General features: G+C 52.8%; 30 protein-coding genes and 1 tRNA gene. 19 read left to right on the top strand and 12 right to left on the bottom strand.

The window, feature by feature from the left end; all coding sequences use genetic code 11:
• Positions 1-9 precede the first annotated feature (9 nt).
• Positions 10-402, top strand: a complete 393-nt coding sequence (locus HF685_RS13130; RefSeq protein ID WP_168820382.1) for a YbaN family protein — start codon at positions 10-12, stop codon at positions 400-402.
• A 52-nt stretch (positions 403-454) separates the two neighbouring features.
• Positions 455-1,690: an aromatic ring-hydroxylating oxygenase subunit alpha gene (locus HF685_RS13125; RefSeq protein ID WP_168820381.1), complete on the top strand. Its 1,236-nt coding sequence runs from the start codon at positions 455-457 to the stop codon at positions 1,688-1,690.
• 34 nt (positions 1,691-1,724) lie between these two features.
• On the opposite strand, the gene HF685_RS13120 is transcribed toward HF685_RS13125, so the two are convergent.
• Positions 1,725-2,273, bottom strand: a complete 549-nt coding sequence (locus HF685_RS13120) for a cupin domain-containing protein (protein WP_168820380.1) — start codon at positions 2,271-2,273, stop codon at positions 1,725-1,727.
• Between the two features lie 55 nt (positions 2,274-2,328).
• The gene (locus HF685_RS13115; RefSeq protein ID WP_168820379.1) at positions 2,329-2,706 is read right to left on the bottom strand and encodes a PilZ domain-containing protein; all 378 of its coding nucleotides are present in this window, start codon (positions 2,704-2,706) and stop codon (positions 2,329-2,331) included.
• Between the two features lie 268 nt (positions 2,707-2,974).
• On the opposite strand from HF685_RS13115, the gene HF685_RS13110 reads away from it, so the two are divergent.
• The 4 genes from HF685_RS13110 to nusG all read left to right on the top strand — a co-directional run bounded on the left by HF685_RS13110 (position 2,975) and on the right by nusG (position 4,956).
• Positions 2,975-3,050 (top strand) — tRNA-Trp (locus tag HF685_RS13110).
• Positions 3,051-3,161: 111 nt separating this feature from the next.
• Positions 3,162-4,040 carry a phytanoyl-CoA dioxygenase family protein gene (locus HF685_RS13105; protein ID WP_168820378.1) on the top strand — a complete coding sequence of 293 codons (879 nt, stop codon included), beginning with the start codon at positions 3,162-3,164 and terminating at the stop codon, positions 4,038-4,040.
• Positions 4,041-4,181: 141 nt separating this feature from the next.
• Positions 4,182-4,376 (top strand): preprotein translocase subunit SecE, encoded by a 195-nt coding sequence (secE, locus tag HF685_RS13100; protein ID WP_168820377.1) that lies wholly within the window; start codon positions 4,182-4,184, stop codon positions 4,374-4,376.
• A 43-nt stretch (positions 4,377-4,419) separates the two neighbouring features.
• A complete protein-coding gene (gene nusG / locus HF685_RS13095) occupies positions 4,420-4,956 on the top strand; it encodes a transcription termination/antitermination protein NusG (RefSeq protein ID WP_168820376.1) in 537 nt (178 codons plus the stop codon).
• 111 nt (positions 4,957-5,067) lie between these two features.
• Here nusG and HF685_RS13090 read toward each other — a convergent pair whose 3' ends face one another.
• On the bottom strand, positions 5,068-5,616 hold the full coding sequence (locus HF685_RS13090; protein ID WP_168820375.1) for a DUF4402 domain-containing protein: 549 nt from the start codon (positions 5,614-5,616) through the stop codon (positions 5,068-5,070).
• A gap of 247 nt (positions 5,617-5,863) precedes the next feature.
• On the opposite strand from HF685_RS13090, the gene rplK reads away from it, so the two are divergent.
• From rplK to rplL, 7 genes are all read left to right on the top strand, one after another.
• Entirely contained in the window at positions 5,864-6,295 is a 432-nt protein-coding gene (gene rplK, locus HF685_RS13085) for a 50S ribosomal protein L11 (protein WP_168820374.1), read from the top strand.
• Between the two features lie 3 nt (positions 6,296-6,298).
• Positions 6,299-7,000: a 50S ribosomal protein L1 gene (gene rplA / locus HF685_RS13080; protein ID WP_168820373.1), complete on the top strand. Its 702-nt coding sequence runs from the start codon at positions 6,299-6,301 to the stop codon at positions 6,998-7,000.
• 105 nt (positions 7,001-7,105) lie between these two features.
• On the top strand, positions 7,106-7,501 hold the full coding sequence (locus HF685_RS13075) for a GFA family protein (RefSeq protein WP_168820372.1): 396 nt from the start codon (positions 7,106-7,108) through the stop codon (positions 7,499-7,501).
• Positions 7,502-7,620: 119 nt separating this feature from the next.
• On the top strand, positions 7,621-8,097 hold the full coding sequence (locus HF685_RS13070) for a hypothetical protein (protein ID WP_168820371.1): 477 nt from the start codon (positions 7,621-7,623) through the stop codon (positions 8,095-8,097).
• 135 nt (positions 8,098-8,232) lie between these two features.
• A protein-coding gene (locus HF685_RS13065; RefSeq protein WP_168819218.1) for an IS5 family transposase occupies positions 8,233-9,053 on the top strand; the annotation gives its coding sequence in 2 pieces (ribosomal slippage) (positions 8,233-8,593 and positions 8,593-9,053; 822 coding nt in all).
• 566 nt (positions 9,054-9,619) lie between these two features.
• A complete protein-coding gene (rplJ, locus tag HF685_RS13060; RefSeq protein ID WP_168820370.1) occupies positions 9,620-10,132 on the top strand; it encodes a 50S ribosomal protein L10 in 513 nt (170 codons plus the stop codon).
• Positions 10,133-10,174: 42 nt separating this feature from the next.
• The gene (gene rplL, locus HF685_RS13055) at positions 10,175-10,549 is read left to right on the top strand and encodes a 50S ribosomal protein L7/L12 (RefSeq protein ID WP_168820369.1); all 375 of its coding nucleotides are present in this window, start codon (positions 10,175-10,177) and stop codon (positions 10,547-10,549) included.
• Between the two features lie 58 nt (positions 10,550-10,607).
• Here the strand turns inward: rplL and HF685_RS13050 are convergent, their stop codons facing one another.
• Both HF685_RS13050 and HF685_RS13045 read right to left on the bottom strand, forming a co-directional pair.
• Positions 10,608-11,111: an acyloxyacyl hydrolase gene (locus tag HF685_RS13050; protein ID WP_168820368.1), complete on the bottom strand. Its 504-nt coding sequence runs from the start codon at positions 11,109-11,111 to the stop codon at positions 10,608-10,610.
• A 124-nt stretch (positions 11,112-11,235) separates the two neighbouring features.
• Positions 11,236-12,471 carry a cytochrome P450 gene (locus tag HF685_RS13045; protein ID WP_168820367.1) on the bottom strand — a complete coding sequence of 412 codons (1,236 nt, stop codon included), beginning with the start codon at positions 12,469-12,471 and terminating at the stop codon, positions 11,236-11,238.
• Positions 12,472-12,570: 99 nt separating this feature from the next.
• On the opposite strand from HF685_RS13045, the gene HF685_RS13040 reads away from it, so the two are divergent.
• The 4 genes from HF685_RS13040 (at position 12,571) to HF685_RS13025 (ending at position 14,938) form a co-directional block, all read left to right on the top strand.
• A complete protein-coding gene (locus HF685_RS13040; RefSeq protein WP_168820366.1) occupies positions 12,571-13,110 on the top strand; it encodes an adenine phosphoribosyltransferase in 540 nt (179 codons plus the stop codon).
• Positions 13,103-13,789, top strand: coding sequence for a 5'-methylthioadenosine/S-adenosylhomocysteine nucleosidase family protein (locus HF685_RS13035; protein ID WP_168820365.1), 687 nt, complete (start codon positions 13,103-13,105; stop codon positions 13,787-13,789). The genes HF685_RS13040 and HF685_RS13035 overlap by 8 nt, the downstream gene beginning before the upstream one ends.
• Before the next feature lie 70 nt (positions 13,790-13,859).
• Entirely contained in the window at positions 13,860-14,075 is a 216-nt protein-coding gene (locus HF685_RS13030; RefSeq protein ID WP_168817426.1) for a hypothetical protein, read from the top strand.
• Positions 14,072-14,938: a fatty acid desaturase gene (locus HF685_RS13025; RefSeq protein ID WP_168820364.1), complete on the top strand. Its 867-nt coding sequence runs from the start codon at positions 14,072-14,074 to the stop codon at positions 14,936-14,938. The genes HF685_RS13030 and HF685_RS13025 overlap by 4 nt, the downstream gene beginning before the upstream one ends.
• Positions 14,939-14,977: 39 nt before the next feature.
• Here HF685_RS13025 and HF685_RS13020 read toward each other — a convergent pair whose 3' ends face one another.
• Positions 14,978-16,420, bottom strand: coding sequence for an 8'-apo-carotenoid 13,14-cleaving dioxygenase (locus HF685_RS13020; RefSeq protein ID WP_168820363.1), 1,443 nt, complete (start codon positions 16,418-16,420; stop codon positions 14,978-14,980).
• Between the two features lie 15 nt (positions 16,421-16,435).
• A complete protein-coding gene (locus HF685_RS13015; RefSeq protein WP_168820362.1) occupies positions 16,436-16,804 on the bottom strand; it encodes a hypothetical protein in 369 nt (122 codons plus the stop codon).
• A 50-nt stretch (positions 16,805-16,854) separates the two neighbouring features.
• Here HF685_RS13015 and HF685_RS16575 point away from each other — a divergent pair, with 50 nt between their 5' ends.
• On the top strand, positions 16,855-17,481 hold the full coding sequence (locus HF685_RS16575) for a TetR/AcrR family transcriptional regulator (RefSeq protein WP_168820361.1): 627 nt from the start codon (positions 16,855-16,857) through the stop codon (positions 17,479-17,481).
• Here HF685_RS16575 and HF685_RS13005 read toward each other — a convergent pair.
• The 5 genes from HF685_RS13005 to HF685_RS12985 form a co-directional block, all read right to left on the bottom strand.
• A complete protein-coding gene (locus tag HF685_RS13005) occupies positions 17,473-18,186 on the bottom strand; it encodes a DUF4386 domain-containing protein (protein ID WP_168820360.1) in 714 nt (237 codons plus the stop codon). The genes HF685_RS16575 and HF685_RS13005 overlap by 9 nt on opposite strands.
• A gap of 177 nt (positions 18,187-18,363) precedes the next feature.
• Positions 18,364-18,873 carry a GNAT family N-acetyltransferase gene (locus tag HF685_RS13000; protein ID WP_168820359.1) on the bottom strand — a complete coding sequence of 170 codons (510 nt, stop codon included), beginning with the start codon at positions 18,871-18,873 and terminating at the stop codon, positions 18,364-18,366.
• 102 nt (positions 18,874-18,975) lie between these two features.
• Positions 18,976-19,392, bottom strand: a complete 417-nt coding sequence (locus HF685_RS12995; protein ID WP_168820358.1) for a hypothetical protein — start codon at positions 19,390-19,392, stop codon at positions 18,976-18,978.
• Positions 19,389-19,607, bottom strand: coding sequence for a helix-turn-helix domain-containing protein (locus tag HF685_RS12990; RefSeq protein ID WP_168820357.1), 219 nt, complete (start codon positions 19,605-19,607; stop codon positions 19,389-19,391). The genes HF685_RS12995 and HF685_RS12990 overlap by 4 nt, the downstream gene beginning before the upstream one ends.
• Positions 19,607-20,167, bottom strand: coding sequence for a DUF2975 domain-containing protein (locus tag HF685_RS12985; protein WP_168820356.1), 561 nt, complete (start codon positions 20,165-20,167; stop codon positions 19,607-19,609). Before HF685_RS12985 ends, HF685_RS12990 begins: the two co-directional genes overlap by 1 nt.
• A 424-nt stretch (positions 20,168-20,591) precedes the next feature.
• Between HF685_RS12985 and rpoB the strand changes: the two genes are divergently transcribed.
• Positions 20,592-24,995 (top strand): DNA-directed RNA polymerase subunit beta, encoded by a 4,404-nt coding sequence (rpoB, locus tag HF685_RS12980; RefSeq protein WP_168820355.1) that lies wholly within the window; start codon positions 20,592-20,594, stop codon positions 24,993-24,995.
• The last annotated feature ends 2 nt before the right edge of the window (positions 24,996-24,997 follow it).

Below are 24,997 nucleotides of genomic sequence, written 5' to 3'. Positions count from 1 at the left end.
CTCCGTAGTGTGAAACGACAGCTTTATCTTCTCGCTGGACTGACCGCTCTGGGGCTTGGAGCCATCGGCGTGGTTTTACCGCTCTTGCCGACCGTTCCCTTTGTGATCCTTGCTGCTTTCTGCTTTGCCCGAAGTTCGCCGAGGCTTGAGGCATGGTTGCTGGATCACAAAATATTCGGCCCGCATATCCTGAATTGGCGCAACAACCGGGCTATCACCAAGAAAGGGAAGCGTGCGGCGCTGGTCGCCTTTCTGGCAAGCATAATCATCGCGTTGATTTTCGTGAAAATGCCCTGGAATCTGATACCCATCGCCGCAGCGCTGATCGGTGGCACATGGATCTGGACACGTAATGAACCTGTCTCCATGCGGGAAGCAGAATCGCCTACGCATAAAGAATAGTTTTTTGCGGCCGCCTTTCTGATATTCTCTGCCCAAAATTCAGGAGAGAATAATGTCGCGTCAGAAATTGATGGAAATGACTCAATCACTAATCGATCATGCCGAGGCTGGCACGATGGAGCTCACCGACGATGTCGTGGCCGTTCCAGCATCTGATTATACCGACGAGGCGCGCTTTGCGCTGGAAACGGAAAAAATCTTCAAGCGCCTGCCCTTAATGCTGGCGCCTTCATGCGAACTCCCAGAACCTGGCTGCTATAAGGCGATAGACATGGCCGGCATTCCGGTATTGGTCACACGCCAGAAAGATGGTACCGCGCAAGCGTTTCTCAACAGCTGCACCCATCGCGGCAATCCGGTGGCGCAAGGCAGCGGCAATGCAACCCGCTTCACCTGCGGTTATCATGGCTGGACGTTTAAAAACGATGGTGACTTGCTCGCAATTGCTTCCCCGAAAGATTTCGGCACAGTCGACAAAGCGCAATTCTGCCTCCAGAAATTCCCCACGCTGGAGCGGGCCGGTTTGATCTGGGCCACGCTCGATCCCGAAAGCGCGTTGGATATTGAGACTTATCTTTGCGGCTACGACGAAATGCTGTCTCATTTCGGTTTTGACAACTGGCATTTGTTTGACCAGCGGACGATTCCGGGCCCGAACTGGAAGACCGCTTATGATGGCTATCTGGATTTCTATCATCTGCCCGTGCTTCACAAAGATACTTTCGGAGCCGATTTTTTTAATCAAGCCAACTATTTTGCCTGGGGTCCGCATCAACGATTGTCGGCACCATCGAAATTTGTTCAAAAAACTGGCAGCGACGAACAGATTGATTTGACGGAAATTTCTCCGCAAGACTGGCCGATTGATGCACTGTTGCAGGGTGTCTGGACGATCTTTCCCCATATATCGATTGCCAGCTTTTACGGCGGCGGCGGACGTGGCGCGATGATTTCCCAGCTTTTCCCCGGCAAGACGGTTGGTGAGAGTTTCACCACGCAATTTTACGTGATGGAACATGAACCCACCGACGATGCTGTCCGCCAGGGCGCAAACGACCAGTTTGCCTTTTTGAAAACCGTGGTGGCGGATGAGGATTATACCACCGGCAAACGCCAGCATGAATCGCTGCAATCCGGATTGATCGAAAAAGTCTGGTTCGGCCGCAACGAAGGTGGCGGGCAAGTTTTCCACCAATGGGTTGATCGGTTGATCGATGCCGACGATGCCGAACTGGACCGGATTTTTGCTTCACAAAAGCTTGACGATCAATTGGAAGCAGCGGAGTGATCTAGCTGCGCGACCTGTGTTGCGCGTGCAAACATCAGGCGTTCTGAACATCAGAAGTAGGCGATAAACTGGGCGGTAGAGCGTCCGACCAGCCGGGTCTCTGTGTGCGTAGCTTCTCCAGCATCTGCTCCCAATAGGCTTCGGTTTTGCCCTTGAACTGGATGTTGAAATCTTCCTGCGTACGGAATTCCAGTATTTCCACACCGTTCTCGCCAATGGTATAGGTATAAGGCGTTTCGGCCGGCAGGAAAAAGCCATCGCCTGCTTTCATCTCTTCAGTCCCCATGCGGATATCACCGGCGATTACGTAATATAGACAATCACTATCGTGGCTATGCAGCGGCAGCGGATAGCCGGGTTTGAACCAGAAATGATGAAGCGAAAAACCAAAACCGCTGAACAGGCACTTGCCGGAATAGCCTTCCGCCACCCCGGCTTCGCCCATTTTGGTCAGGCCGTCGAGAATGACCGGCGCATCATCGACATAGGACATATGCCCCGCTTCGTTAAATTCCTGTGCATCCTCAGATCTGAAAATGCGCAGAACTTTTAGCGGTTCCGGCCTTGTGCGGATATCAGACATGTCTTTCTCCAGAATTTACGAAAGGAGCATAAACAAAGAAGTTCGCGAGGTAAAACTAAGTCTGGTTTTTCAAAGTTTCCGGCACGGGATAGAGCGCAATAAACCGGTCTACCACGGCCGGACTCAGCAAGTTTTGGAACGCGCAACCGAGACTGTCGCGGTTGCAGTGCACTGTCTCGGCTTCCAACGCGGCAAGCGTGGGCAATTTGAGCCAGCATCGCGTGCCGGGATGGGTTTGCAAAAGGGCATCACAGGCGAAGCCGGCAAGCGACAAATCTGTCACCTGAACCGCAAAACTGGTCGATCCAGAGAACCGCAATCGCGCGGGGATAAGTAATTTATGGCGCGGAGCGCAGCGATCTACCTCTGAAGCAAAGACATAACGGCTGAGCGGCGGAATCCTTAAAATTTTTCGGGTCGGGGAATCTATCATATCGCATATCCTTGGGTTGGAGTTTGATTTCAGTGCAGATGCCGGATTTCACCGAATTACGCCCGGAAAATAACCAGAAAGCCAGTATCGCAAGGACACACTCTCATAAGCGAGTAAACTGGTTCTTGTCCCGCGCGGTAAACAGTGACTCTCATTATCTTAACCATTTTTTCATATTTGAAATACGCTAATATGGCGCTTGCTCTTACCCGCGCATGGCGCTAATGCGCCGTTCAGTTGATTTCCATTACAACGGATCGGCTGATGTAGGGGTGTAGCTCAGATGGTAGAGCGTCGGTCTCCAAAACCGAAGGCCCACGGTTCGATCCCGTGCGCCCCTGCCATTTTCTCTCGCAATGAACTCGCAATGAGATTGCTGTCAGATATCGGCTTTTCGGCCATGCCGTAGCGTCTTGTGTTGCATTGCCAGAAGCCCCGTTTTCTGCCATATTCATATGATGCTTGAACAGACGATAGATATGGCGCTTGCCGCATTGGAACCCTGGCTCGGCGGTCGGACGTTTGACCAATGCTGGGATGAATATGAAACCAATGGCTATGTAATTTTCCCGGCGATCATGACGTCGGAGGAAGTCGCGCGGCAACGCGCAGCGCTTCAGCCATGGATTGACGCGGACGTAAGAGGCCGCAATGTTTTTGAGGGCACAGAGTCCAACCGCATATACGCCATGCTAAGCAAAGATCCGATCTTCGCAGACCTAATTACCCACCCCCTCCAACTCGCCTTTGCCGAAAAAGAACTAGGCAAATCCTGCCTGCTTTCTGCTTGTCTGGCGATAAACCTGCATCCGGGCGAAACTGTGCAGCCATGGCATATGGATGACGAACACTGCCGCCAGAAAATGCCGCGCAAGGCTTTGGGTGTGAGTACGTTCTGGACGATTGATGCGATGACCGAAGACAATGGCGCAACGGAAATATTGCCGGGCAGTCATGCGTGGGGCGATGAAAAACCCGTCGGAGCAAACGCTCTTTCCGATTTTTTCAATGCTGATGATTACGCCCATAAGGACGACCCCGGCTATCACCCGGACGCTATCAAAGCGGTCATGCCTGCCGGCTCCCTGATGATCGCCAAGGGAAACCTATGGCATCGCGGCGGGGCGAACAAATCAGGCCAATCGCGGCTGATCGTAACCCCGCAATATTGCCCCGGCTGGATGCGACCACTGGAAACCATGTTGCTGGCTGTACCGCCGGAAAAGGCGGCAAAATTACCATCGCGAGTGCAGGAGCTACTCGGCTATTCTATCCATGAACCGTTTATGGGTTACGTCGATGGCATGCATCCGCGGCGGGCACTGCACAGTTAAGCCACACTCTCCCCTTGCGAATCTGTGAATCAGCAGTTAAGGGGCTGGTTCTTTCCGAAATCATGCATATATCCGATCACAGTCCAGCGACTGACACCCGGAGTTTATGTTGAAACCGGGAACTAAAACGGAAACGAAGCAATGGCAAAAGTAAATCCAGGCGAGTTCATGCGGCAGGTCCGCACCGAAACCAGTAAGGTTGTGTGGCCAACATGGCCAGAGACCGTGCGTACGGCGATTTTGGTGCTGATCATGACGACGATCCTCGGACTTTTCTTCCTTGGCGTTGATGCGGTATTTAACGGGACTGTCGGCTGGCTACTCACGCTGGCTTGATCGTCCCACACAGTAATTTGAGAATTTAGGATAAGGTCCACCCATGGCAGCACGCTGGTATATTATTCACGCTTATTCTGGCTTTGAGCATAAGGTCAAAGAAGCGATTGAGGCGGATGCCAAGCGTTTGGGACTCACCCAGCTGGTTGAAGAGATCGAAGTTCCGACCGAAACCATCACCGAGGTTCGCCGCGGCAAGAAGGTACAATCGGAACGGAAATTCTTTCCCGGCTATGTGCTTGCCAAGCTCACAATGACCGATGATGTCTATCACCTGGTCAAAGACCAGCCAAAGGTTACCGGCTTTCTCGGCACCACCAAGCCGCAAGCAATCAGCGAAGCGGAAGCTGCGCGCATTCTCAACACCAAAGAGGAAGCCGCCAACGCACCGAAAACGCGGATCACCGTCAATTACGAAATTGGCGACCAGATCAAGGTTCTCGATGGTCCGTTTGCCAGCTTTAACGGTATTGTAGAGGAACTGGATTTCGAGAAAAACCGCGTGAAAGTGTCTGTGTCGATCTTTGGCCGGGCTACACCGGTTGAACTCGATTTTGAACAGGTTGAAGTCGCGAAGTAGATTGTTCCGCATCGCCCGGCGAGTGCGATGCCTTTAATGACTTGACGTTACTGGACATCGGCCCTTTTCTGAAGCGCGCGTATCAAGTCGAAACGCGCCGAAAAATACCACTTAAAGATAATCAACGTTGAGCGTCATCGAGCCGCTGCAATTGCCGTCGGGCTGGCCCGGGTTAGCATGCAGCACGCCCGCGCAACCGATCGCTGTGCCCGTTGTTACCAGCGGTAGAACATGGCCTTCGGGAACGATAAGCGGCCCACTTGAATTACTGGCCTGGCAGGTCAGGTCTATTCGCATGTCCGGTCCGGCAGATCCGGTGAACGGGATTGAACGCTGGTAGGAAATATTGGCATCCGTCGAACCATAAACGGTAAAACGAGCCGCCGTTGCACTGCCGAAACACACGGTATCGTTGGCGCAAAACCGGTTTCCGGTCCACACATCCATCGCTACCCAAGGATTGGCACCCGGGCCGACAACAACCGAGCCGTAATTCAGGTCCTGTGTCTTAATGATGGAAATCGGCGTTGCGATAGTCGCGGAACTGGTCGCCGTATCTGCCTCTGCATGTGCGGCGCTGGCCGTCGTTGCGGCTAATAAAGCCCCCAATACGCGCGCTGCAGTAGCCACACCAACCTTCTTCATATTTTGTTGCCCCATTTTAATCGATCCCTTGGTTCGTTATGTGCCTTAAAAACTTGAACATCTTTCCAAATTTATTGGTAAATTATTGATTGACGAGTGTTTATCCGGACAGGCTTGCTTTGCCCGCCGATCTCGACTAATGGCTCCGTTCCTGCGGGAGGCGAGTCTCCGGACAAGCCGCCAGTACCGCTTAATTTGACCCACCCTAGACTCGCTCATCCTGAGCTTGTCGAAGGCGGGAATAGAAAGAAAGGACAGCCAAATGGCTAAAAAAATTGATGGCTATATCAATTTGCAAGTACCTGCCGGTATTGCAAATCCATCCCCGCCAATCGGACCAGCACTCGGTCAGCGCGGTGTTAACATCATGGAATTCTGTAAGGCGTTTAATGCCGCCACAGATAAAATGGAAAAAGGCGCGCCGATCCCGACCAAGATCACGGTCTATGCGGATCGCAGCTTCACCTTTGAAACCAAAACACCACCGGCGAGCTTTTTGATCAAAAAAATCGCCAAACTGAAGAAGGGCTCGAGCGAGCCCGGCAAAGTTTCCGGCGGCACAATTAAATCATCACAGATTAAAGAAATCGCGGAAACGAAAATGGTTGACCTCAATGCGAACAGCATCGAGCAAGCCATGAAAATCATCGCCGGCAGCGCCCGTTCGATGGGCATCGACGTGGTGGAGGGATAGGACATGGCTAAACTCTCTAAAAAAATGCAAGCGATCAACGCCAAAGTTGATCGCACGAAAATATACAGCATCGATGAAGCCATCAAAACGCTGAAAGACCTCGCGTCTTCCAGCAAGTTTGACGAAACATTGGATGTTGCAATCAACTTGGGTGTTGACCCGCGCCATGCTGACCAGATGGTCCGCGGCGTTATCAGCCTTCCTGCTGGCACCGGTAAAGAAACCCGTGTTGCTGTATTTGCAAAGGACGCGAAAGCGGACGAAGCGAAAGAAGCTGGCGCGGATGTAGTTGGCGCGGAAGACCTGATGGAAGCCATGCAAAACGGCGACCTCAACTATGACCGCATCATTGCCACTCCGGATATGATGGGCGTTGTTGGCCGTCTCGGTAAGGTTTTGGGTCCAAAAGGCCTTATGCCCAACCCGAAACTCGGCACCGTGACTCCAAATGTCGGACAAGCTGTCAAAGACGCCAAAGGCGGACAGGTTGAATATCGCGTTGAAAAAGCCGGTATCATCCATAACGGCATCGGCAAGATGAGCTTCAAGGAATCGGATCTGCGCAAAAACTTTGATGCGCTGGTAAATGCAGTGGTTCGCGCAAAACCAGCCGGCGCGAAGGGCAAATATGTCCGCAAGGTTGGATTGAGCACGACCATGGGTCCGGGCTTGAAAATCGATCTCAGCGAGATTGAAGGCGCTTAAGAACCGCTTTTTCCCTTATGCTGAAAGAAGTTCAGTACGAGGATATTTTTGATATAAAAGAGGCCGGGCTAACCCCCCGGCCTTTTTCTTTGCAGGAGTCCCCACATGACCGAGACCAACAACCATAAAGGCTCCTGCCTCTGCGGCGCGGTGCAGATTGAAGTCGCCGGCGACCTGCCAGAAGCCGATGCATGCCATTGCACAAATTGCCGCAAACAATCTGGCCATTACTGGGCTTCCACCGACATCCCCGCCGGTGCGCTGACCGTGCGCGGCGAGGAGAATGTCTCGTGGTATCAATCCTCAGAAAAAGTGCGGCGTGGGTTTTGCAAAACCTGCGGTTCCTTCCTGTTCTGGGATGCGAACACCGTGGATAAAACCGCTGTGGCGATGGGCTGTTTTGATACGCCGACAAGGACGAAGCTGTGGAGCCATATCTTTGTCGCAGACAAGGGAGATTATTATCAGATTGACGATGGGGTTTTGCAGCGGGATCAATAAACCCTCGCCCTCAAGGGAGAGGGCAGTCCTATGAACTGCATTGTCATTTCGAACTTGATCCGGAATCCCGATTCACAAAGGTTGACTGCTGCCGCTCTGGATACTGAATCAAGTTCAGCATGACAAAACACCGTTTAGAAAAATTCGAACAATATCGCGGATATTTGTATGATTTATTGAATAATCGCCTTTTGGAATCCAATGCGGGATTTGATGATACCGACAAACATACAGCTTTTTGCGTTGCTCAGGACGCGCTGCAAGATACAAATACTGGAATATTTGCTATTCTTGAACAGGACAATACAGGCAGGAAAGACCTTGCATATGTTGAGTTTTGGGGAGTGCTGCAAACAATTTTCATTCAACAAGATGCACTGAATGAGATGTACTGGTCACTGACCGGTATCGAAATTTCAGAAAAAACGCCATTGACCGGAGTAACTGACCATACGGACTGGACAACAATTCGGAACCAACGGAACAGGTACTGTGGCCATCTTGTGAAATCAGAATTCAAAAAAAAAGGTCCGAACTTCAATTGCAAGACCCGGATTGAGTCCATTGTCGGCACTCGTGACAACCTATTTTGGTGATGGAAGAGAAACCGAAGTAAAGGCCGTTGACCTTAGTGTCTGACCGAAAACTAAGTTGAGTGGTATCAGCGGTTTAGCTTGACGCATTCCCAGGTCATTGATTCAACGCAAGTGACAAAACTTCGCAAAGGACCGATGATGTGGACTGATACCACCCGCATGCAACATGCCCGCAAAGAGCAGCGTTTGCCAAGTGATTTAACCGATGGGGAATGGGCTTTGCTTGAACCGTTTCTGCCCCGCCCTTGTCATGTTGGCCGCCCGCGCAAATGGCCGATGCGGCGGATCGTTGAGGCAATGCTGTATATGCTGCGCGGCGGCCTGCCTTGGCGGATGATGCCACCGGGCTTTCCCCCAGCAACCACGGTGCAGCACTATTTTTACCTCTGGCGCGACGATGGCACATGGGCGCGGATCAACCATTACCTGATCCAGGATGCGCGAATAGCGCAAGGCAGTGAAGCCTCGCCCAGCGCTGGTGTCATCGATAGCCAGCGGTCAAAACGACAGAAAGCGGCGGGATACGCGGCTATGACGCGGGCAAGAAGACCAAAGGCAGAAAGCGCCATATCATTACCGATACCAATGGCTTTCTGGTTCATGCCGTCATCCACAGCGCCGACATACAAGACCGCGATGGCGCGCCGCTTGTGCTCGCCAACATCCGTTCCACCTTCCCGTGGCTGCGTCATGTCTTCGCCGATGGCGGCTATGCAGGCGACAAGCTCAGAAAGGCACTGACAAAAATCGGCGACTGGACCATCGAGATTATCAAACGGTCAGATCGCGCAAAAGGCTTCATCGTTCTCCCCCGCCGATGGGTCGTCGAACGCACTTTCGCATGGTTGAACCGCAACCGCCGCCTTGCCAAGGACTTCGAGCAATCTATCGCTTCGGCAACGGCATGGATCTTCATGGCCTCCGTCCAACTCCTCACGAGACGTATCGCAAGATAATGATATTAAATAGAATAATTATCGGTCAGACTCTAAGAAGTGGTATTGATCGCTACTATCGGGTTGCGGTTGTCTTCATATATTTTATCTTCCGGGCAATGAGAGAACGTTGGGGACCTTTGAAACGATTCAATTCACAAGACTTTTCAGATGCAATCACGCTCGAATTTCCACCAGAGTATCTTAAATGCGTGCATCCTGTCCAATAATATGACTGGGCAACAGTCACCAACCCTTGACATTCCCACCCACCCCGCTAATGCCCATCTCACAAATTGTGACTCCCTAACAGGATCCACAATTTCCGTCCGAGACAGCGGGTGAGGGTAATTTGACCCTCTTAATTTCCAGCCTAGACGGGGATCAGTTTTTTCGTGCTTTGGCTTTGCCAAACGCGGGTCTGGTGAAGCGCTCTATTTATTGAGCGCGTCCAGCGACCAAAACCCCCCTTCGGATTATACAGAAATGGTTTCGACCGTTTCTTTCGCTCGCCACCCCCTCACCGGGATGACGAATTTTGTAATTGGGCATCGCTCTTGGGCGGCGCCCACGTGAAGGAGCAAAATATGGATCGTGGTCAAAAGACCGAAGCCGTTGCGCAACTGAACGCTGTTTTCAAGGAAGCCGGCGTTGTCGTGGTAACACGCAATCTTGGCCTTACCGTTGCTCAGTCTACCGAGCTGCGGACGAAAATGCGGGATGAAGGTGCAAGCTTCAAAGTCTCAAAAAACCGCCTTGCCAAGCTGGCTCTGGAAGGAACCGACTATGCACCGCTAGCAGAAATGCTGACGGGGCCGGTCGCTCTTGCCACATCGGATGATCCGGTGGCGGCTGCGAAAATCGCAGTTGAATTTGCAAAAACCAATGATCGTCTTGAGATTGTTGGCGGCGCAATGGGTGATACCCTTCTCGACGAAGCAGGCATAAAATCCCTGGCTTCCATGCCTTCTCTTGATGAACTGCGCGGAACGATTGTTGGATTGCTTGTTGCACCACAAACGAAAATCGCTCGTGTTCTTGTTGAGCCGGCCAGTAGCCTTGCACGTGTAGTCGGCGCTTATGCCGCTACGGGTGAATAACTTAAACTATTATAATATTTAGAAAAATCGGAGCATATTAAAATGGCTGACATAGCAAAATTAGTTGAAGAACTTTCAAAATTGACCGTGATGGAAGCGGCTGAACTGTCCAAAGCGCTTGAAGAAGAGTGGGGCGTATCTGCCGCTGCTGCTGTAGCAGTTGCTGGACCAGCAGCTGCTGCTGGCGGCGCGGCTGCTGAAGAGCAGAGCGAATTTGACGTCATTCTTACCGGCGACGGCGGCAAGAAAATCCAGGTGATTAAAGAAGTCCGTTCGATCACCCAGCTTGGTTTGACCGAAGCAAAAGCTCTGGTTGAAGGCGCACCGAAAGCGATTAAAGAAGGCGTCAACAAAGCCGAAGCTGAAGAAATCAAAGGCAAGATCGAAGCTGCTGGCGGTACCGTAGAATTGAAATAAGCCCTTCCGGTTTATTGATAAGAACAAAGGCGGTCTCCCCTGCGGAGGCCGCTTTTTTCTATGGGAGTTTTACGACCAGTCGCATGCCGATACTGTCAAGGCCCGGGTTTTGAACGCTGCTGAATATCCGCGCGTGACTGAGATGCACCCAGCTGGCTTCCAGATCAACCCGCTGGGACAGGCGCACACCGAGCGCCAGTTCCGGTGCAAACAAAACGCGGGATCCCAGCTGCGTCTGCGAACCGTCAGGTGCGAATTCGAGTTCTGGGCCGTCGTGGATAGCAATGCCAATAGCGGGACGGGCGTAAATTTTATCGCCGATCTTCCAGCTTAACCCAGCCGCAGCAAAGCTGGTGCTACCGGCACTATTGATCGATCCCAAAATATAAGGCGATGGTTTGCCAATGAAGGACAGACCGTCAATCCGGTTGCCGCGATAGCCAAATTGAAAATCAACACCTTCAGCGCCTGTATCCTGCGCGACTGGCGTAGCAATTTCCTGTGATGCAATCCCATCGAAAATCTCGTTAGCTTTCGTCGGCGAGGCAATTGCCAGGCCCATTAGGTTAGCTACGAAAAATGAGTGCAATCTGATCATATAAGATTGCTATCCGAAAACCCGAAACTGGGGAAGCGGCATTGCCCTCAAGTCTTGATCTGGGTCAGACACGCTAGAATGTCTTAACTTAGCCGATTGGCAGCATTTTCACCGGCATATTGTCAATTTCATGCAGGAAACAGCTGCCCGAATAAGTCAATGGTCCATCCTGCTCTATCCGGACATTGCGGCCCAAAATTTCTTCAAACAGTATCGCCAATTGCATTTCCGCCAGCCGTGCGCCGACACATCGGTGGACGCCGTGGCCAAAGCCGATATGGCGCCGGGCATTGTCGCGGGTGAAATCCACGACGTCAGGATTGGAAAAGACATTCTCATCACGATTGGCCGAGATATACCACATAATCACCTTGTCGCCTTTGGACAGAAGCTGCCCACCAAGTTCGGTATCCTGCGTGCAGGTCCGCCGCATATGGGTGACAGGCGACTGCCAGCGGATAATTTCCTGCGCTGCATTAGGTACCAGTGAGGGGTCTTTGCGTAGCAATTCAAACTGGTCGGGGAAGAGGTTGCACGCATGGACAAATCCGCTCATCGAATTGCGAGTGGTGTCATTTCCTCCGACAATCAAAAGCGCTATATTCGCCAGCCGTTCGAGCTGTGGCATATTGCCCATCGCTTCGCTGTGAATGATCCGGTTGAGGATTTTGTCATTGGGTTCCTGCTGGCGTTCCCGCTCAAAAAGCTCATCGAATTTTTGCAGCATCTGGAACATTTCGGCGTAAAATTTCTGACGCCGCTCCTCGCTAAAATCGGGATTCACATCGCTCGCGGTATCGGACCAGCGTTTCATGTCGCGCCATTGCTCCCAGGGGAAATCGAACAAGGTGCAGAGCATGCCGATGGTCAGTTTGACCGATACTTCTTCCACCCAGTCAAATGTTTCGCCAACTGGCAGCGCATCGAATAGCTCTTTCGTCCGCTGCCGGATTTCCGGTTCGCGGACCAGCATCTCGCTGGGGTTGAAGGATGGCTGCACCACCTTGCGCTGCGCGGTGTGCTTGGGCGCGTCCATGGCGATGAAATTTGGAAATTCATCCTCCACCAGGCCAGTAGTAATTGTTATTCCACCATGGACGTAGGATGACGAATAGGTCTGTGCGTCCAGCTCCACCTGCTGCACCAGATCATGGGTCACGACGGACCAATAGGGACCATAAGGACTATCGGGCAGAAAGCTCACCGGCATATCGCGGCGCAATTGCGCGAACGGTTCCTGCCATCGATTTTCGCTGTACAGCGCGCCTTCACTCACATCAAAAGGGGTGATCGCCCGCTTTTCAAGAACATCAGAATCGGCCATGTCATTCCTCTCTTTTGCCCGCAGCCTATCGTATGGTTGCAGAAAGGCAAGCCGCTGCTTTAGAGTTAAGGTGCATAGCGGCAGGGGATTCGGAAAGCGATGAGAGAAAATGACGACCTGAGAGTCCTGGTCCGGACCATCCGCGATTATCCCAAACCGGGCATCCAGTTTCGCGATGTTTCGACTTTGCTGCTTGATGGCCCCGCCTTTCGCAAAACCATCGACCGGATGATCGCGCTGGTTGATCCGGATAGCTTTGATTTTATCGCGGGTATTGAGGCACGCGGCTTTATTGTTTCTGCGGCTATGTCCTACGCGCTGGAAAAGGGCAAAGTGATGCTCCGCAAACCGGGCAAGCTGCCGGGGCAATCGGTCAGCATCGACTACGCACTGGAATATGGCACCGACCAGATTGAAATGCACACTGATGCGATCCGGCCGGGACAGCGAGTGCTGCTGGTCGATGATCTGCTCGCGACGGGCGGAACGGCGATGGCGGGTGTGGAATTGCTACGTGGGCAAGGGGCAGTGGTGGATACGGCCTTGTTCATCGTCGATCTGCCCGACCTGGGCGGCAGTGCAAAATTGACAGCCGTTCAAGTCGAACCAATGGCGCTGATGGCCTTTGCCGGTGATTGAGCGGATTGCCATCATTGCTGGCGTTCAGGATGAGGCGGAAGCTTTCTTGAAAGATCATGGTGCGCGGATTGATATCAGCCCAATGGGGCAAGTACGCAGGATGGACTTTGCAGACAGGGAAGTGATCATTTCATGTTCCGGTATTGGCAAGGTTCATGCAGGCGCGGCGGCCATGTATTTGCATCAAAACTACCAACCGGATCTTTTTCTGGTCATCGGCACAGCCGGTCAAGTGAGCGATGTAGGGGGCGGCTGCTTCTATCTGCATGAAGCCCTGCAGGCAGATTATGGCACGTTGGAAAAGTTCGGCGATCATGAAGGCTTTACCCATTATGATGCTGGGACCTGGCCAATTGGACCAGCCGACTGGTCACCGTTCGCAGCATTGCCGCAACCGAATGGCCTGAACCTGCCCAACGCGCGCATCGCGACCGCCGATTGCTTTGTGAAATGCCCCGAACGCTCAGGTTATCTGCGTGATGAGCTAAAGGCCGATCTGGTGGATACGGAAACCGCTGCCGTGGCGCAGATTGCGAACCTACTCGGCATTCCATGGGCGAGCATCAAGGCTGTAACTGACGGAGCTAATAGCGACAGTTCCGGAGACTTCCATGCAAATCTCGAACAGGCTGCCAACCGCGCAGCCGATGAGGCGGCTCGCTTTATCGAGTTGCTCTGATTGCAATTGACATCTGTTTGAAAACTTGGTCACAAACATTTGGTCGCTCAGTATTTAGGAGCAAAACCGCGTGCCGGTCATTGAATTTATAGTAAAAAACATCCTGCATTTCATGCCGATCATATTCGGATTTGCGTTTTTCGGACCGCTATTTGCGCAGATCATGGACGGGTTAGGTTGGGTTTCGCCGCTAGGCCTATCCACCCTAACATTGGGCCTGATTATCGGCGGCGCATGGGGCATATTCGCGTTCTTTAGAGGCAGCTGGATATGGGCGCGCCCATGAGCGATACCATGACCGACGCAGAACTGCGAAAACAGGAACGCTTGATTGCCCGCAAATATGCCGACCGCTTCCCTTGGGAAGTGCCGACCTGGGGCCTGGGCAATATGTTGATCTGGGTGTCGCTCTGGCCACTGGTGTTCATGGATATCTTGCCGCTTTGGATCGCTTTTCCGATTGCCTGCGTCAATGTTATGGCCTGTTTCCTGCCGGCGCATGAGGCTGTGCACGGCATGATCGCGCGACCCGGCGAGAAGCTGCGCTGGCTCAACGAACTGGTTGGCCATTTAAGCCTGTTACCCATGGCGATGCCATACCGGCTCCAGAAGGTGACGCACATGGAGCATCACAAGCATGTAAATCATCCCGAAAATGATCCTGACATCACCACCCAATCCAAAGGGCCACTGGATGCGATCTGGCAGAGCTTTGTCCAGCGTCAGCGCGGTAAAGGCGGCGCGATGCGCGGCTATGGCTATATTCTCGAAAAAGTCGGGCGCAATGACGTGCTGGTCGACGGCGCATTGTACCAACTCAGTTTTTTCGGGATATTATTTGCGCTGGCATGGAATGACTATGCGATTGAGGCCGCACTGCTCTGGTGGGCACCGCGTCATATCGGCATTGCCTATATCCAGTTTTTCTTCAGCTGGGCGCCGCATCATCCGGCGCATGAACGGGGACGTTACACAAACGCCAAATTCTGGACCAGCCGCGTCGGTAATATCGCCTCGATGGGGATGCAATATCATCTGATCCATCACTTGCATCCGTTTATTCCGCTGACCGACACGCCCAAGGCTTATCGCGAGTTGAAGCCGATATTAGAGGCAAGGGGGTGCCGGTTTGAGGGGGATTTGCGGTAGCCCACTTCACTCTCGCCCTTCAGGGGAGATGGATTTATGTTATGAAGCCACCCAATTCCCGTGAAACCCTGGCGGAATCCGGTGCGGAACGTGGATAACCGCTTGCGGCTCGCCCAGAAAATCATCGGCTTTCAAAATAGTCAGCTCGCTGGTTTCGTTCTTGGAATCAATCACCAATCCGATCAACCAGCCTTCATCTTCGTCAGCAGCATCGCTGCTCGGAACAAAGACAAATTCCCCCGGATGGCGACTATCACCAAAATCGCGGGTCAGCGTTTCGCCGCTCTCCAGATCATGTTTGTACAGCTCTGTCCCCGCGACATCAAAATCACCATGCTCGCCGCCCAGTGAAACCGCATAAGCATAGCGATAGGGCTGGCTGGTCAGTCGCTCATCGTAGCGCGGGAATTCCTGCGGGCGATCATGTAATATCTTGCGGTCGACCTTCTTTGAAACCGGATCAATCGTCCAGCGCTCGAACCGCGACCAGCTGCCGCCAGGGCCAAATGTGGTCTGCGCATAAGTACTTTCATGCACCACTACATCAACGACAGTCTTGCCATCAGCCGTCTCAAACGCATTGGCGGGGTGATAAACATAACAAGGCTCGTCCAGCTCGCACCAGATAATGTCAGCATTGCTTCCGGTCTTGGGCAGCAACCCAACCCGCGCGCCATGATCGGGGTTCCAGTCGTAGGGGAAGGCATAGCCAGCCAGCATGCGCTTCATCGAGAAGGTTGCGGGCAGATCAAAAACCAGCACATTATTTTTGGTGATCTGGCAATCGTGGATTGACGGACCGTCCTTTACCGCAATCGGTTCTTCGCGGGTCACATTGCCATCGGGACTGACTACCACATGCCAGACTTTATCGCCAATCGGCGCATCATAGCAAATCGCGTGCATTTCACCAGTTTCCGGGTCCTCGTGCGGATGCGCGGAAAAGGCATGGGTCAGCGTGCCGTCGAAGGGATTATGTTTGATTGTATTTAGCTCATCATCAAGCTCGACCGGAAAACCGCCCGCCTCGACAATCGCAAAGGTCCGGCCGTTGATGCCAACTATATTCGTGTTGGCCGTATCGGTTCGCGGCTTGCGGGTTCCGGGTTTGCGTTCTTCGCCAAGCGCATCGCTCACGGCATTACTGCGGATCCAGCGATTGCGATACCAAACCGCCTCGCCGTCCTTGATCCGGATGCCATGCGCCATGCCGTCGCCGACAAACCAGTGATAGCTGCCTGCTTGCGGCGGGGTCACCGGATTGGGACCGATTCGCATGTAACGGCCGTCAAGTCCGGACGGGATGGTGCCGGTCACCTGCATCGCCGAAATGGTTTCCTCGCTCTGCATCGGGGCGTGCACTCCGGTCAAATAAGGATGACCCTCTTCCGGATCGGGAAGTCTCTTGCGGTTATAATTGGCAACGGCACCCATGACAGGCGTGACGGCAGCGCGGATGGTTTTTTCGATAACAGAGGTCATTGAAGAATTTCCTTTTCAGTTAATCCAGATATCGGCGATGGTCGCTATGGCCATGGCCAGTAAAACAAGTCCGCCGGGATGCGGTCGGCGCAGGGCCGCAAGATTGCCAATCCCTGACAGCATAAAAATTATCGCAGCGATGATCGGAAGCAGATCGCTGCCATCCTGCATGCGGTTGAGCATAACCGCGATACCAAGGCCCGCCCAGGCAATAGACGGCATATGAAACACCGCCCGAATGATATCCCGCATCGGTTTGGCGGCCAGCATACCGTCAGTGCGTTCGCGATACAACGGCTCCAGCAAAATCCGCTCGCTGAGCGTGGAATGGGCCACTGCAACTATGACGCCCAAAGTGGCCACAATGATTGCGTAGATTTGCATGAGTTACCTTCTTGCTTGGCATTTCGACTCTGAATGTTTATGCTGTTAACATGGCGAAAAAAGGTAACAGTGTCAACATTAAAGAAAGTGCCAAGGAAACCGGCACATATCACCACGGCGATTTGCGCAGCGCAGCGCTGTCGCTCGGTATGGAGCAAATCGAGAATCTGGATCATCCGGATATAGGGCTACGTGCTCTCGCTCGCGATCTAGGTGTATCGGCTACTGCGCTTTATCGCCATTTTCCGAATAAGGATGCGCTGTTGGATGCTCTGGCGATGGAAGCGCTCAACCGGCTCGGCGCGAATCAGGCCAAAGCGGCGATGGCGGCGGGCGGTGGCCGCGAGGGATTTGTCGAGGTTGGTATTACCTATGTTGAATGGGCGGTGAAAAACCCGGCGCAAATGCGGCTCATCTATTCCCGCGTCGGAGAAGTTGATTTGACCATTGAGGATGCCAGCCAGATGGGAGAAGCGTTTCGCCAGCTCCGCACCGGGATCGCGGCGATGATGCCCAAAAGCATGAATGTCGAAGAGCGCGCTGTAGCCGCACTGCACACCTGGTCACTGGTCCACGGGCTGGCGATGCTTATTTTGGATGGTCAGGTGGAATATGATCCGGCGATGATCCGCAAGGTGGTGACCATGACGGATTTTCGCCTGAAACAATCAGACTGAACGCACGCCCTTGATGGCAAGATATGATCCCATCGCAACCAGGGCAATCAGATTGGATATCATGAACGACGCCGTCACCGTACTGTGACCAATGATCGGAATGAAGTCGCGAGCTACAACAGCCGCAGCCATGAAAGAAAAGGCAAATATACCCCATCCGGCGATCAGCTTCGGGATCATTCCGGACCGCAGGAACAAATAAGCAAAGCCGACCATCGAAATACTCGACAAGATCAGACCGAGATGGAAAGAAGTATAGTCCGATGTTGCCTGTAATCCAGTTAAAAGCAGTCTCAGTTCCTCATCCGCCAATTCGGCATAAGCTATGTCACCCGCCAGTTCGGCGGCGTTGAGATTAAATACAGCACTCATGAGCACGAGCAGCGCCGCACCCAGACTGACGATCAGACTCCACGCGGCAAGCAATTGACCGATTGACCGCAAGAGCATGAATAGACCGGCACTAATCACAACCTGCAGCGCGAAAACCAGCAGTGCGATATAGGCCTTGGCCCGCAATTGGGTTTCCGCCTCCAGCATATTCTGCGCCGTAACAATGACATCGGCGGAGAGATTAATGTCAATGCCCTGCCCCACCGTCAGCGCACCGAGAACGCCGACAAGGATAGTCCCCAGCAACGACCAGCCGACAATATGAGCGATTGTTTCAAGCTTCAGCGGAACTGCAGTCGATACATCTTTCATTCAATGTGTATTATTAGAGCAATACAGTAAAGTCAATCATTGGCGTGTCTTCACGCTAAAGCGGAAAGATGGTGCGACCGCCGTCGATGACAATGCTTTGTCCCGGCATGAAATCGCTTTCTTTTGAAGCCAGAAACACCGCGATAGCTTCGAGTCTGGTCCGGTTTGACCTCCGAGTCATTCTTCAGAGCGCAACATCATATCCCGATGCTCGAGATCCTTGACTTGGGCGAGCGCAAAACGCGATGAACGCCCCGTTTCGACAAAGCCCAGTTTTTCGAGTATCTTGTATGATGCATCATTCCCGATGAAACAGCCGGAGACAATTCTGGAGTCTGGCAAAACCGTCTGCGCCCATTGCAGCACAGCGCGTGCAGCCTCGGTGACATAACCTTTGCCCCAATAGGGTCGACCAATCCAATAGCCAAGCTCCAGCGAGCTGTCGTGATGGCGGACCAGCCCGATAGTGCCGATAAATTTATCATCCAGAATGAGCGCCCATGTCATTTCCTTTTCAACAACTTCGGTGAAAAAGAAATCGGCATCTTCCAAACCATAGGGATGGGGCAAACGGGCAAGATATTTCGCAACCTCCCAGTCATTGGCCAGCAGTATCAATTGCTCGCTGTCGGACAATTGCGGTTTGCGAAGGACCAGCCGGTCGGTTGTTATGGACGATATTTGCATGTTGTGATCTATTCCAGTTTTGATGCTCCTGCATCTAACTGTTGCTTCTAAAAATCCAGCATTTTTGAACACGCCGTTGCCTTGGCAGGGTGAGAATAGTCCTCACAAGTCGTTTCGTGCTGCAACCGGATCACGGCGAACATATCTATTCCACACATAATCCCACGGAATCAGCAGCGCGACGGGAATGACCAACAGACATTCAAACACGGTCATCATGGTGTCCTCGTCCATACGGTCACCCAGCCAAAGCGGCAGAGCCATTCGGAGCAACCATATCGTTTTCCACATAACCTCGAAGATCAGTATTGGCAGCATCATTAATGGTCGCCAGAGACCCAACAAGGCAAGCAGAGACATCGCACCGAGCATCGAAGCCACAACGCCGGATTTAAGCGGCCAGTCCTGCACCGGCTCGATTAATTGCGGCCATAGCGTCAGCGCCAGACCGAAACCTATAATGGCATAAGCAACGCGGAGCAGATTAAGCCGTAGCGGCGAGATAGACGGTGCTGTCACTGGTCAGGTTCCTTATCTTCAAACGCCAGCAAATCCCCCGGCTGGCATTTCAATTCCCGGCAAATCGCTTCCAGCGTCGTAAACCGCATCGCCTTGGCCTTGCCGGTTTTCAGGATCGACAGATTGGCCAGCGTGATGTCGACACGCTCGGCCAATTCGGTCAGGGTCATGCGGTTATCGTGCAGCAGATCGTCGAGTTTGACGGAAATTGCCATTAGACCGTCCCTTCCAACTCTTCCTGCATCTCGGCACCGCGGTCAAATACCCTTGCAAGGATGATCAGAAGCAGGACCAGCAGCACGCCGGACACTGAAATGCTGGCATCTGCTGGCATTTCAAAATCAACGCCGGGTTTCGGGTCGCCGAGCATCGTGACAACACCAATAGCCAGCAGGCTAGCGCAAAATGTAACAATCTGGATTGCAAATGCCGCGATACCGATCCCGCGCAGCCGGGTGCCGTTGATATGTGTAAATGGATTGCCCTCGCCAACCGAGTTCACGATGCGTCGCAGGCGATCGACCGCAAAAAGCGTCAGCAGCAACATGACAATCGCCAGTATCATGATCAATGCGATCATCCCGAACATTTCAGGCTCAGGCGGGTTCACAAAAGCCTTTGACATTTCCGCCAGCAAAAATTGATATGTGAACGGTATGGCCAGTAAGCAAAGCACGACCACGCTTATCCCAACAAGCAAAGCCCACTTGCTAAAAGTCAATATTCCCCGCGCCGATTTCAGCACGATATCATTTGATTCTTTGGTCTGAGTCATTGTTGAATTCCATTCTCGATTCGCGTTGCTTATCGTTTATCAATATCACCATATTGATAAACATCAAGTAATTTATTGTTTATCAATAATTACCGGGGTTTCCAGGCCTGAAACAAGCCTCCATCCATTCCATTGCAAAGCATTCCAGACGAACATCCGCCCCTTGACCCAAATCCAACATCTCCCTATATCGTTCGCTCACCGCAGATTTCGAGACAGGGCGTGCAGTTGCGCAGTGCGCCATAAGAAATGATTTCTGACCGGTTTTCAGGACGCTAAGAAGCTGCAATTTCCAGACCCAGAAAAGGGCATCGGAGATATGCGGCTTTTATTGTTCTGAAGCGCCTCATAAATTTTGAATTTCCACCGGCAGTGCGTTGCAATCGCAGCGCAAATCCGGTGATGGCGAGAAGGCAAAACACATATGGCTACCCAAGCAGCGTCTGTTAAAACGACGGCTCCGACCCCAACCCGCAAGAAGCGTATTCGCAAAATCTTTGGCGACATTCATGAAGTCATCGAAATGCCGAATCTCATCGAGGTGCAGCGCGAGTCGTATGAGCAATTCCTACGCTCTGATCCTTCCGTTGGTTATGTTTCCGGTCTGGAAAAAACACTGCGCAGCGTATTCCCGATCCGCGATTTTGCCGGCACTGCCGAAATGGACTTCGTCAACTATGTGCTCGAAGATCCTAAATATAATGTCGAAGAATGTCGCCAGCGCGGCATCACCTATGCTGCTCCGATGAAAGTAACGCTGCGCCTGATCGTATTTGAAGTTGATCCGGAAACAGAAGCGCGTTCGGTTCTCGATATTAAAGAACAAGACGTTTATATGGGCGACATGCCTTTGATGACCAAGAACGGCACCTTCGTCATCAACGGCACAGAGCGCGTTATTGTCAGCCAGATGCACCGTTCGCCCGGCGTTTTGTTTGACCATGACCGCGGCAAAACCCATTCGTCCGGCAAATTCCTGTTCGCCGCCCGCGTTATTCCTTACCGTGGTAGCTGGCTGGACTTTGAATTTGACGCGAAAGACATCGTCAACGTCCGTATCGACCGGAAACGTAAATTGCCCGTGACCGCATTGCTGCGTTCGCTTGGTGATGCCATTCTTGAAGTCAAAGAAAAGAAGCCGCCGTTCAAGGTTGGCGAAATGGTTCGCGTTGGCGGTATGAAGCAGCCTGCTGAAATCACTGAGGTCGAAGGCAATCGCATCACCATCAAAGAACCTATGGGTGCGATTGAAATCGGTGGCAAGATTGAAGATGAAGGCCGCACCAAATCGGCTGAAATCACTGGCATCCTGAAGCAGGGTTATTCCGAGGAAGACATCCTCAACCTGTTTTATGATCGCATTACTTACAAGCGCGCTTCCAAAAAGAACGGCGGCGGCTGGACTATCCCGTTTGTTTCGGAGCAATGGCGCGGCCAGAAGCCGACCTTTGATATTGTCGATGCAGAAAGTGGCGAAGTCGTTTTTGCGGCAGGCACCAAGATTACACCACGCGGCGCTGCCAAGGCCCAATCTGACGGCATGACAAATGTCGTTATTCCAACAGAAGAAATTTTCGGTCGCTACAGCGCGTTTGATCTGATTAACGAGAAAACCGGCGAAATTTACATCGAAGCTGGTGACGAAGTGACGGTTGAAAATCTCGAGAAGCTGGATGGTGCCGGTATCGATCATCTGGAACTGCTGGATATCGACCATGTCACCACCGGTCCGTGGATCCGCAACACGCTGAAAGTCGACAAAGCGGATGACCGTGATGGTGCGCTGTCCGATATTTATCGCGTCATGCGCCCCGGCGAACCACCAACCCGCGAAACAGCAGAAGCGCTGTTCGAAGGCCTGTTCTTTGACCCTGATCGCTATGACCTCAGCGCAGTGGGCCGTGTAAAATTGAACATGCGTCTCGAACTGGATGCTCCGGATGATTACACAATTTTGCGCAAGGAAGACATTCTTGCCGTTGTCAAAACCCTCGTCGATCTGAAAGATGGCAAGGGCGAAGTCGATGATATTGACAACCTTGGCAACCGCCGTGTTCGTTCTGTTGGTGAACTGCTGGAAAACCAGTATCGGGTTGGCCTCCTGCGCATGGAGCGCGCTGTTAAAGAGCGCATGTCCAGCGTCGATGTATCCACTGTGATGCCAAACGATCTAATCAATGCGAAACCTGCGGTTGCAACCGTTCGCGAATTCTTCGGCTCCTCGCAACTTTCGCAATTTATGGATCAGACCAACCCGCTTTCGGAAGTTACCCATAAACGCCGCGTTTCAGCATTGGGCCCCGGTGGTCTGACGCGTGAACGCGCTGGCTTTGAAGTCCGCGACGTTCACCCTACCCACTATGGCCGTATCTGCCCGATTGAAACGCCGGAAGGCCCGAACATCGGTCTGATCAACTCGCTGGCATCATTTAGCCGCGTGAATAAATACGGCTTTATCGAAACGCCATACCGGAAAGTCGTCGACAATAAAGTGACTGACGATGTGGTCTATCTCTCCGCCATGGAAGAGCAGAAGCATACGGTTGCGCAGGCAAACGCTGACCTTAATGAGGACGGCAGCTTCGTGGAAGAAATCGTCTCTTCACGTCAGGCCGGTGAATTCCTTATGGCGCTGCGCGACACCATTACCCTGATGGACGTTTCGCCGAAACAGCTCGTATCGGTCGCAGCTTCGCTCATTCCTTTCCTGGAAAACGATGACGCCAACCGCGCACTCATGGGATCGAACATGCAACGTCAGGCTGTGCCTTTGGTGAAAGCCGAAGCGCCGTTTGTCGGAACCGGCATGGAAGAAACCGTCGCCCGCGATTCCGGCGCTGCCATCTCGGCGCGCCGCGGCGGTATCGTCGACCAAGTCGATGCAACCCGTATCGTTATCCGCGCGCAAGGCGATGTCGAAGCTGGCAAATCCGGCGTGGATATTTACACGCTGCAAAAATTCCAGCGTTCCAACCAAAACACCTGCATCAACCAGCGACCGCTGGTGAAGGTGGGCGAAATGGTTCAGGAAGGCGACACAATCGCTGATGGTCCTTCGACAGATATGGGTGAACTGGCGCTGGGCAAGAACAGCCTCGTCGCGTTCATGCCCTGGAATGGCTATAACTACGAGGATAGCATCCTCATCAGCGAACGTATCGTGAAAGACGATGTCTTCACTTCGATCCATATCGAGGAATTTGAAGTCATGGCGCGCGATACCAAGCTTGGCCCCGAAGATATCACGCGTGATATTCCCAATGTCGGTGAGGAAGCGCTGCGCAACCTTGATGAAGCCGGCATTGTTTACATTGGCGCTGAGATCGAGCCGGGCGATATTCTCGTCGGCAAAATTACCCCAAAAGGCGAAAGCCCGATGACGCCGGAAGAAAAACTTCTGCGCGCGATCTTTGGTGAAAAAGCATCCGATGTTCGCGATACCTCGTTGCGCCTGCCTCCCGGTGTTGCCGGTACTGTCGTTGAAGTGCGCGTATTTAACCGCCACGGCATCGACAAAGACGAACGCGCTCTGGCGATTGAACGCGAAGAAATTTCGCGCTTCACGAAAGATAGAGATGACGAGCGCGCCATCCTCAACCGTGCAACCTTCAATGCATTGAAAGACATGCTGATCGGTCAAACCGCAACCTCTGCGCCAAAACCGATGAAGAAAGGCGCGACGATTACCGAGGAAAGCCTTGCCGAACTCGAGCAGGTTGATTGGTGGAAAATCGCGGTCAAGGACGACAAGTTCCAGTCCGATTTTGAAGCGACCCGCGGCCAATATGACGAAGCGATCAAAGAGATTAACGAACGCTTTGAAGATCGCCGTGAGAAGCTGGAGCGTGGTGATGAATTGTCGCCAGGCGTATTGAAAATGGTCAAAGTCTTCGTCGCGGTTAAGCGCAAGCTGCAACCGGGCGATAAAATGGCTGGCCGTCACGGAAACAAGGGGGTCATCTCCCGCATTCTTCCGCAGGAAGATATGCCCTTCCTCGAAGATGGTACGCCGGTAGACATCGTGCTCAATCCGTTGGGCGTGCCTTCGCGTATGAATGTCGGGCAGATTTTTGAAACCCACCTTGGCTGGGCCGCACGCGGCTTGGGTGAGCAGGTAACGAAAGCGCTGGAAGAGTGGAAGCTGGCTAACCCGGATCCGCAAGCAGCATCTCCGCCTGACGCAGTGAGAGATCGCCTGAAAGCGATTTACGGTGAGCAATATCATGAAGATATTGACAGCCGCGATACCGATGAGATTGTCGAAATGGTTGGCCATCTGCGGCATGGTATCCCGATGGGAACGCCAGTGTTTGACGGTGCGCATGAAAGCGATGTTTCCGATATGCTCGAGCTGGCAGGTCTGGATCGTAGCGGTCAGGTAAACCTCTATGACGGACGTACCGGCGACAAGTTCGATCGCAAAGTGACAGTGGGCTATATCTATATGCTCAAACTGCATCACTTGGTTGACGACAAGATCCACGCACGTTCCATCGGGCCTTACAGCCTTGTCACGCAGCAGCCGCTGGGCGGTAAAGCGCAGTTTGGCGGACAGCGGTTCGGGGAAATGGAAGTCTGGGCACTGCAAGCTTACGGCGCGGCTTACACGCTGCAGGAAATGCTGACAGTCAAATCCGATGACGTCATCGGACGGACCAAGGTTTACGAAGCAATCGTCAAAGGCGACGATACTTTTGAAGCCGGCGTGCCTGAAAGCTTCAACGTTCTGGTCAAGGAAATGCGGTCACTCGGCCTCAACGTCCAACTCTCCAGCTTCGGCGACGAAGATGAAGAAGGCGGCGACGGCATTGCGATAGCGGCGGAGTAAGG

Origin of the sequence: Parasphingorhabdus halotolerans, from assembly GCF_012516475.1 — a bacterium.
Classification (GTDB): domain Bacteria; phylum Pseudomonadota; class Alphaproteobacteria; order Sphingomonadales; family Sphingomonadaceae; genus Parasphingorhabdus; species Parasphingorhabdus halotolerans.
This window is presented reverse-complemented; position numbering and strand designations above follow the sequence as displayed.

Excerpts from the sequence above, each read along its gene's own strand:
- HF685_RS13125 (WP_168820381.1), top strand. The coding sequence starts at position 455 with ATGTCGCGTCAGAAATTGATGGAAATGACTCAATCACTAATCGATCAT.
- HF685_RS13120 (WP_168820380.1), bottom strand. The coding sequence starts at position 2,273 with ATGTCTGATATCCGCACAAGGCCGGAACCGCTAAAAGTTCTGCGCATT.
- HF685_RS13115 (WP_168820379.1), bottom strand. The coding sequence starts at position 2,706 with ATGATAGATTCCCCGACCCGAAAAATTTTAAGGATTCCGCCGCTCAGC.
- HF685_RS13105 (WP_168820378.1), top strand. The coding sequence starts at position 3,162 with ATGATGCTTGAACAGACGATAGATATGGCGCTTGCCGCATTGGAACCC.
- secE (WP_168820377.1), top strand. The coding sequence starts at position 4,182 with ATGGCAAAAGTAAATCCAGGCGAGTTCATGCGGCAGGTCCGCACCGAA.
- nusG (WP_168820376.1), top strand. The coding sequence starts at position 4,420 with ATGGCAGCACGCTGGTATATTATTCACGCTTATTCTGGCTTTGAGCAT.
- HF685_RS13090 (WP_168820375.1), bottom strand. The coding sequence starts at position 5,616 with ATGGGGCAACAAAATATGAAGAAGGTTGGTGTGGCTACTGCAGCGCGC.
- rplK (WP_168820374.1), top strand. The coding sequence starts at position 5,864 with ATGGCTAAAAAAATTGATGGCTATATCAATTTGCAAGTACCTGCCGGT.
- rplA (WP_168820373.1), top strand. The coding sequence starts at position 6,299 with ATGGCTAAACTCTCTAAAAAAATGCAAGCGATCAACGCCAAAGTTGAT.
- HF685_RS13075 (WP_168820372.1), top strand. The coding sequence starts at position 7,106 with ATGACCGAGACCAACAACCATAAAGGCTCCTGCCTCTGCGGCGCGGTG.
- HF685_RS13070 (WP_168820371.1), top strand. The coding sequence starts at position 7,621 with ATGACAAAACACCGTTTAGAAAAATTCGAACAATATCGCGGATATTTG.
- rplJ (WP_168820370.1), top strand. The coding sequence starts at position 9,620 with ATGGATCGTGGTCAAAAGACCGAAGCCGTTGCGCAACTGAACGCTGTT.
- rplL (WP_168820369.1), top strand. The coding sequence starts at position 10,175 with ATGGCTGACATAGCAAAATTAGTTGAAGAACTTTCAAAATTGACCGTG.
- HF685_RS13050 (WP_168820368.1), bottom strand. The coding sequence starts at position 11,111 with ATGGGCCTGGCAATTGCCTCGCCGACGAAAGCTAACGAGATTTTCGAT.
- HF685_RS13045 (WP_168820367.1), bottom strand. The coding sequence starts at position 12,471 with ATGGCCGATTCTGATGTTCTTGAAAAGCGGGCGATCACCCCTTTTGAT.
- HF685_RS13040 (WP_168820366.1), top strand. The coding sequence starts at position 12,571 with ATGAGAGAAAATGACGACCTGAGAGTCCTGGTCCGGACCATCCGCGAT.
- HF685_RS13025 (WP_168820364.1), top strand. The coding sequence starts at position 14,072 with ATGAGCGATACCATGACCGACGCAGAACTGCGAAAACAGGAACGCTTG.
- HF685_RS13020 (WP_168820363.1), bottom strand. The coding sequence starts at position 16,420 with ATGACCTCTGTTATCGAAAAAACCATCCGCGCTGCCGTCACGCCTGTC.
- HF685_RS13015 (WP_168820362.1), bottom strand. The coding sequence starts at position 16,804 with ATGCAAATCTACGCAATCATTGTGGCCACTTTGGGCGTCATAGTTGCA.
- HF685_RS16575 (WP_168820361.1), top strand. The coding sequence starts at position 16,855 with ATGGCGAAAAAAGGTAACAGTGTCAACATTAAAGAAAGTGCCAAGGAA.
- HF685_RS13005 (WP_168820360.1), bottom strand. The coding sequence starts at position 18,186 with ATGAAAGATGTATCGACTGCAGTTCCGCTGAAGCTTGAAACAATCGCT.
- HF685_RS13000 (WP_168820359.1), bottom strand. The coding sequence starts at position 18,873 with ATGCAAATATCGTCCATAACAACCGACCGGCTGGTCCTTCGCAAACCG.
- HF685_RS12990 (WP_168820357.1), bottom strand. The coding sequence starts at position 19,607 with ATGGCAATTTCCGTCAAACTCGACGATCTGCTGCACGATAACCGCATG.
- HF685_RS12985 (WP_168820356.1), bottom strand. The coding sequence starts at position 20,167 with ATGACTCAGACCAAAGAATCAAATGATATCGTGCTGAAATCGGCGCGG.
- rpoB (WP_168820355.1), top strand. The coding sequence starts at position 20,592 with ATGGCTACCCAAGCAGCGTCTGTTAAAACGACGGCTCCGACCCCAACC.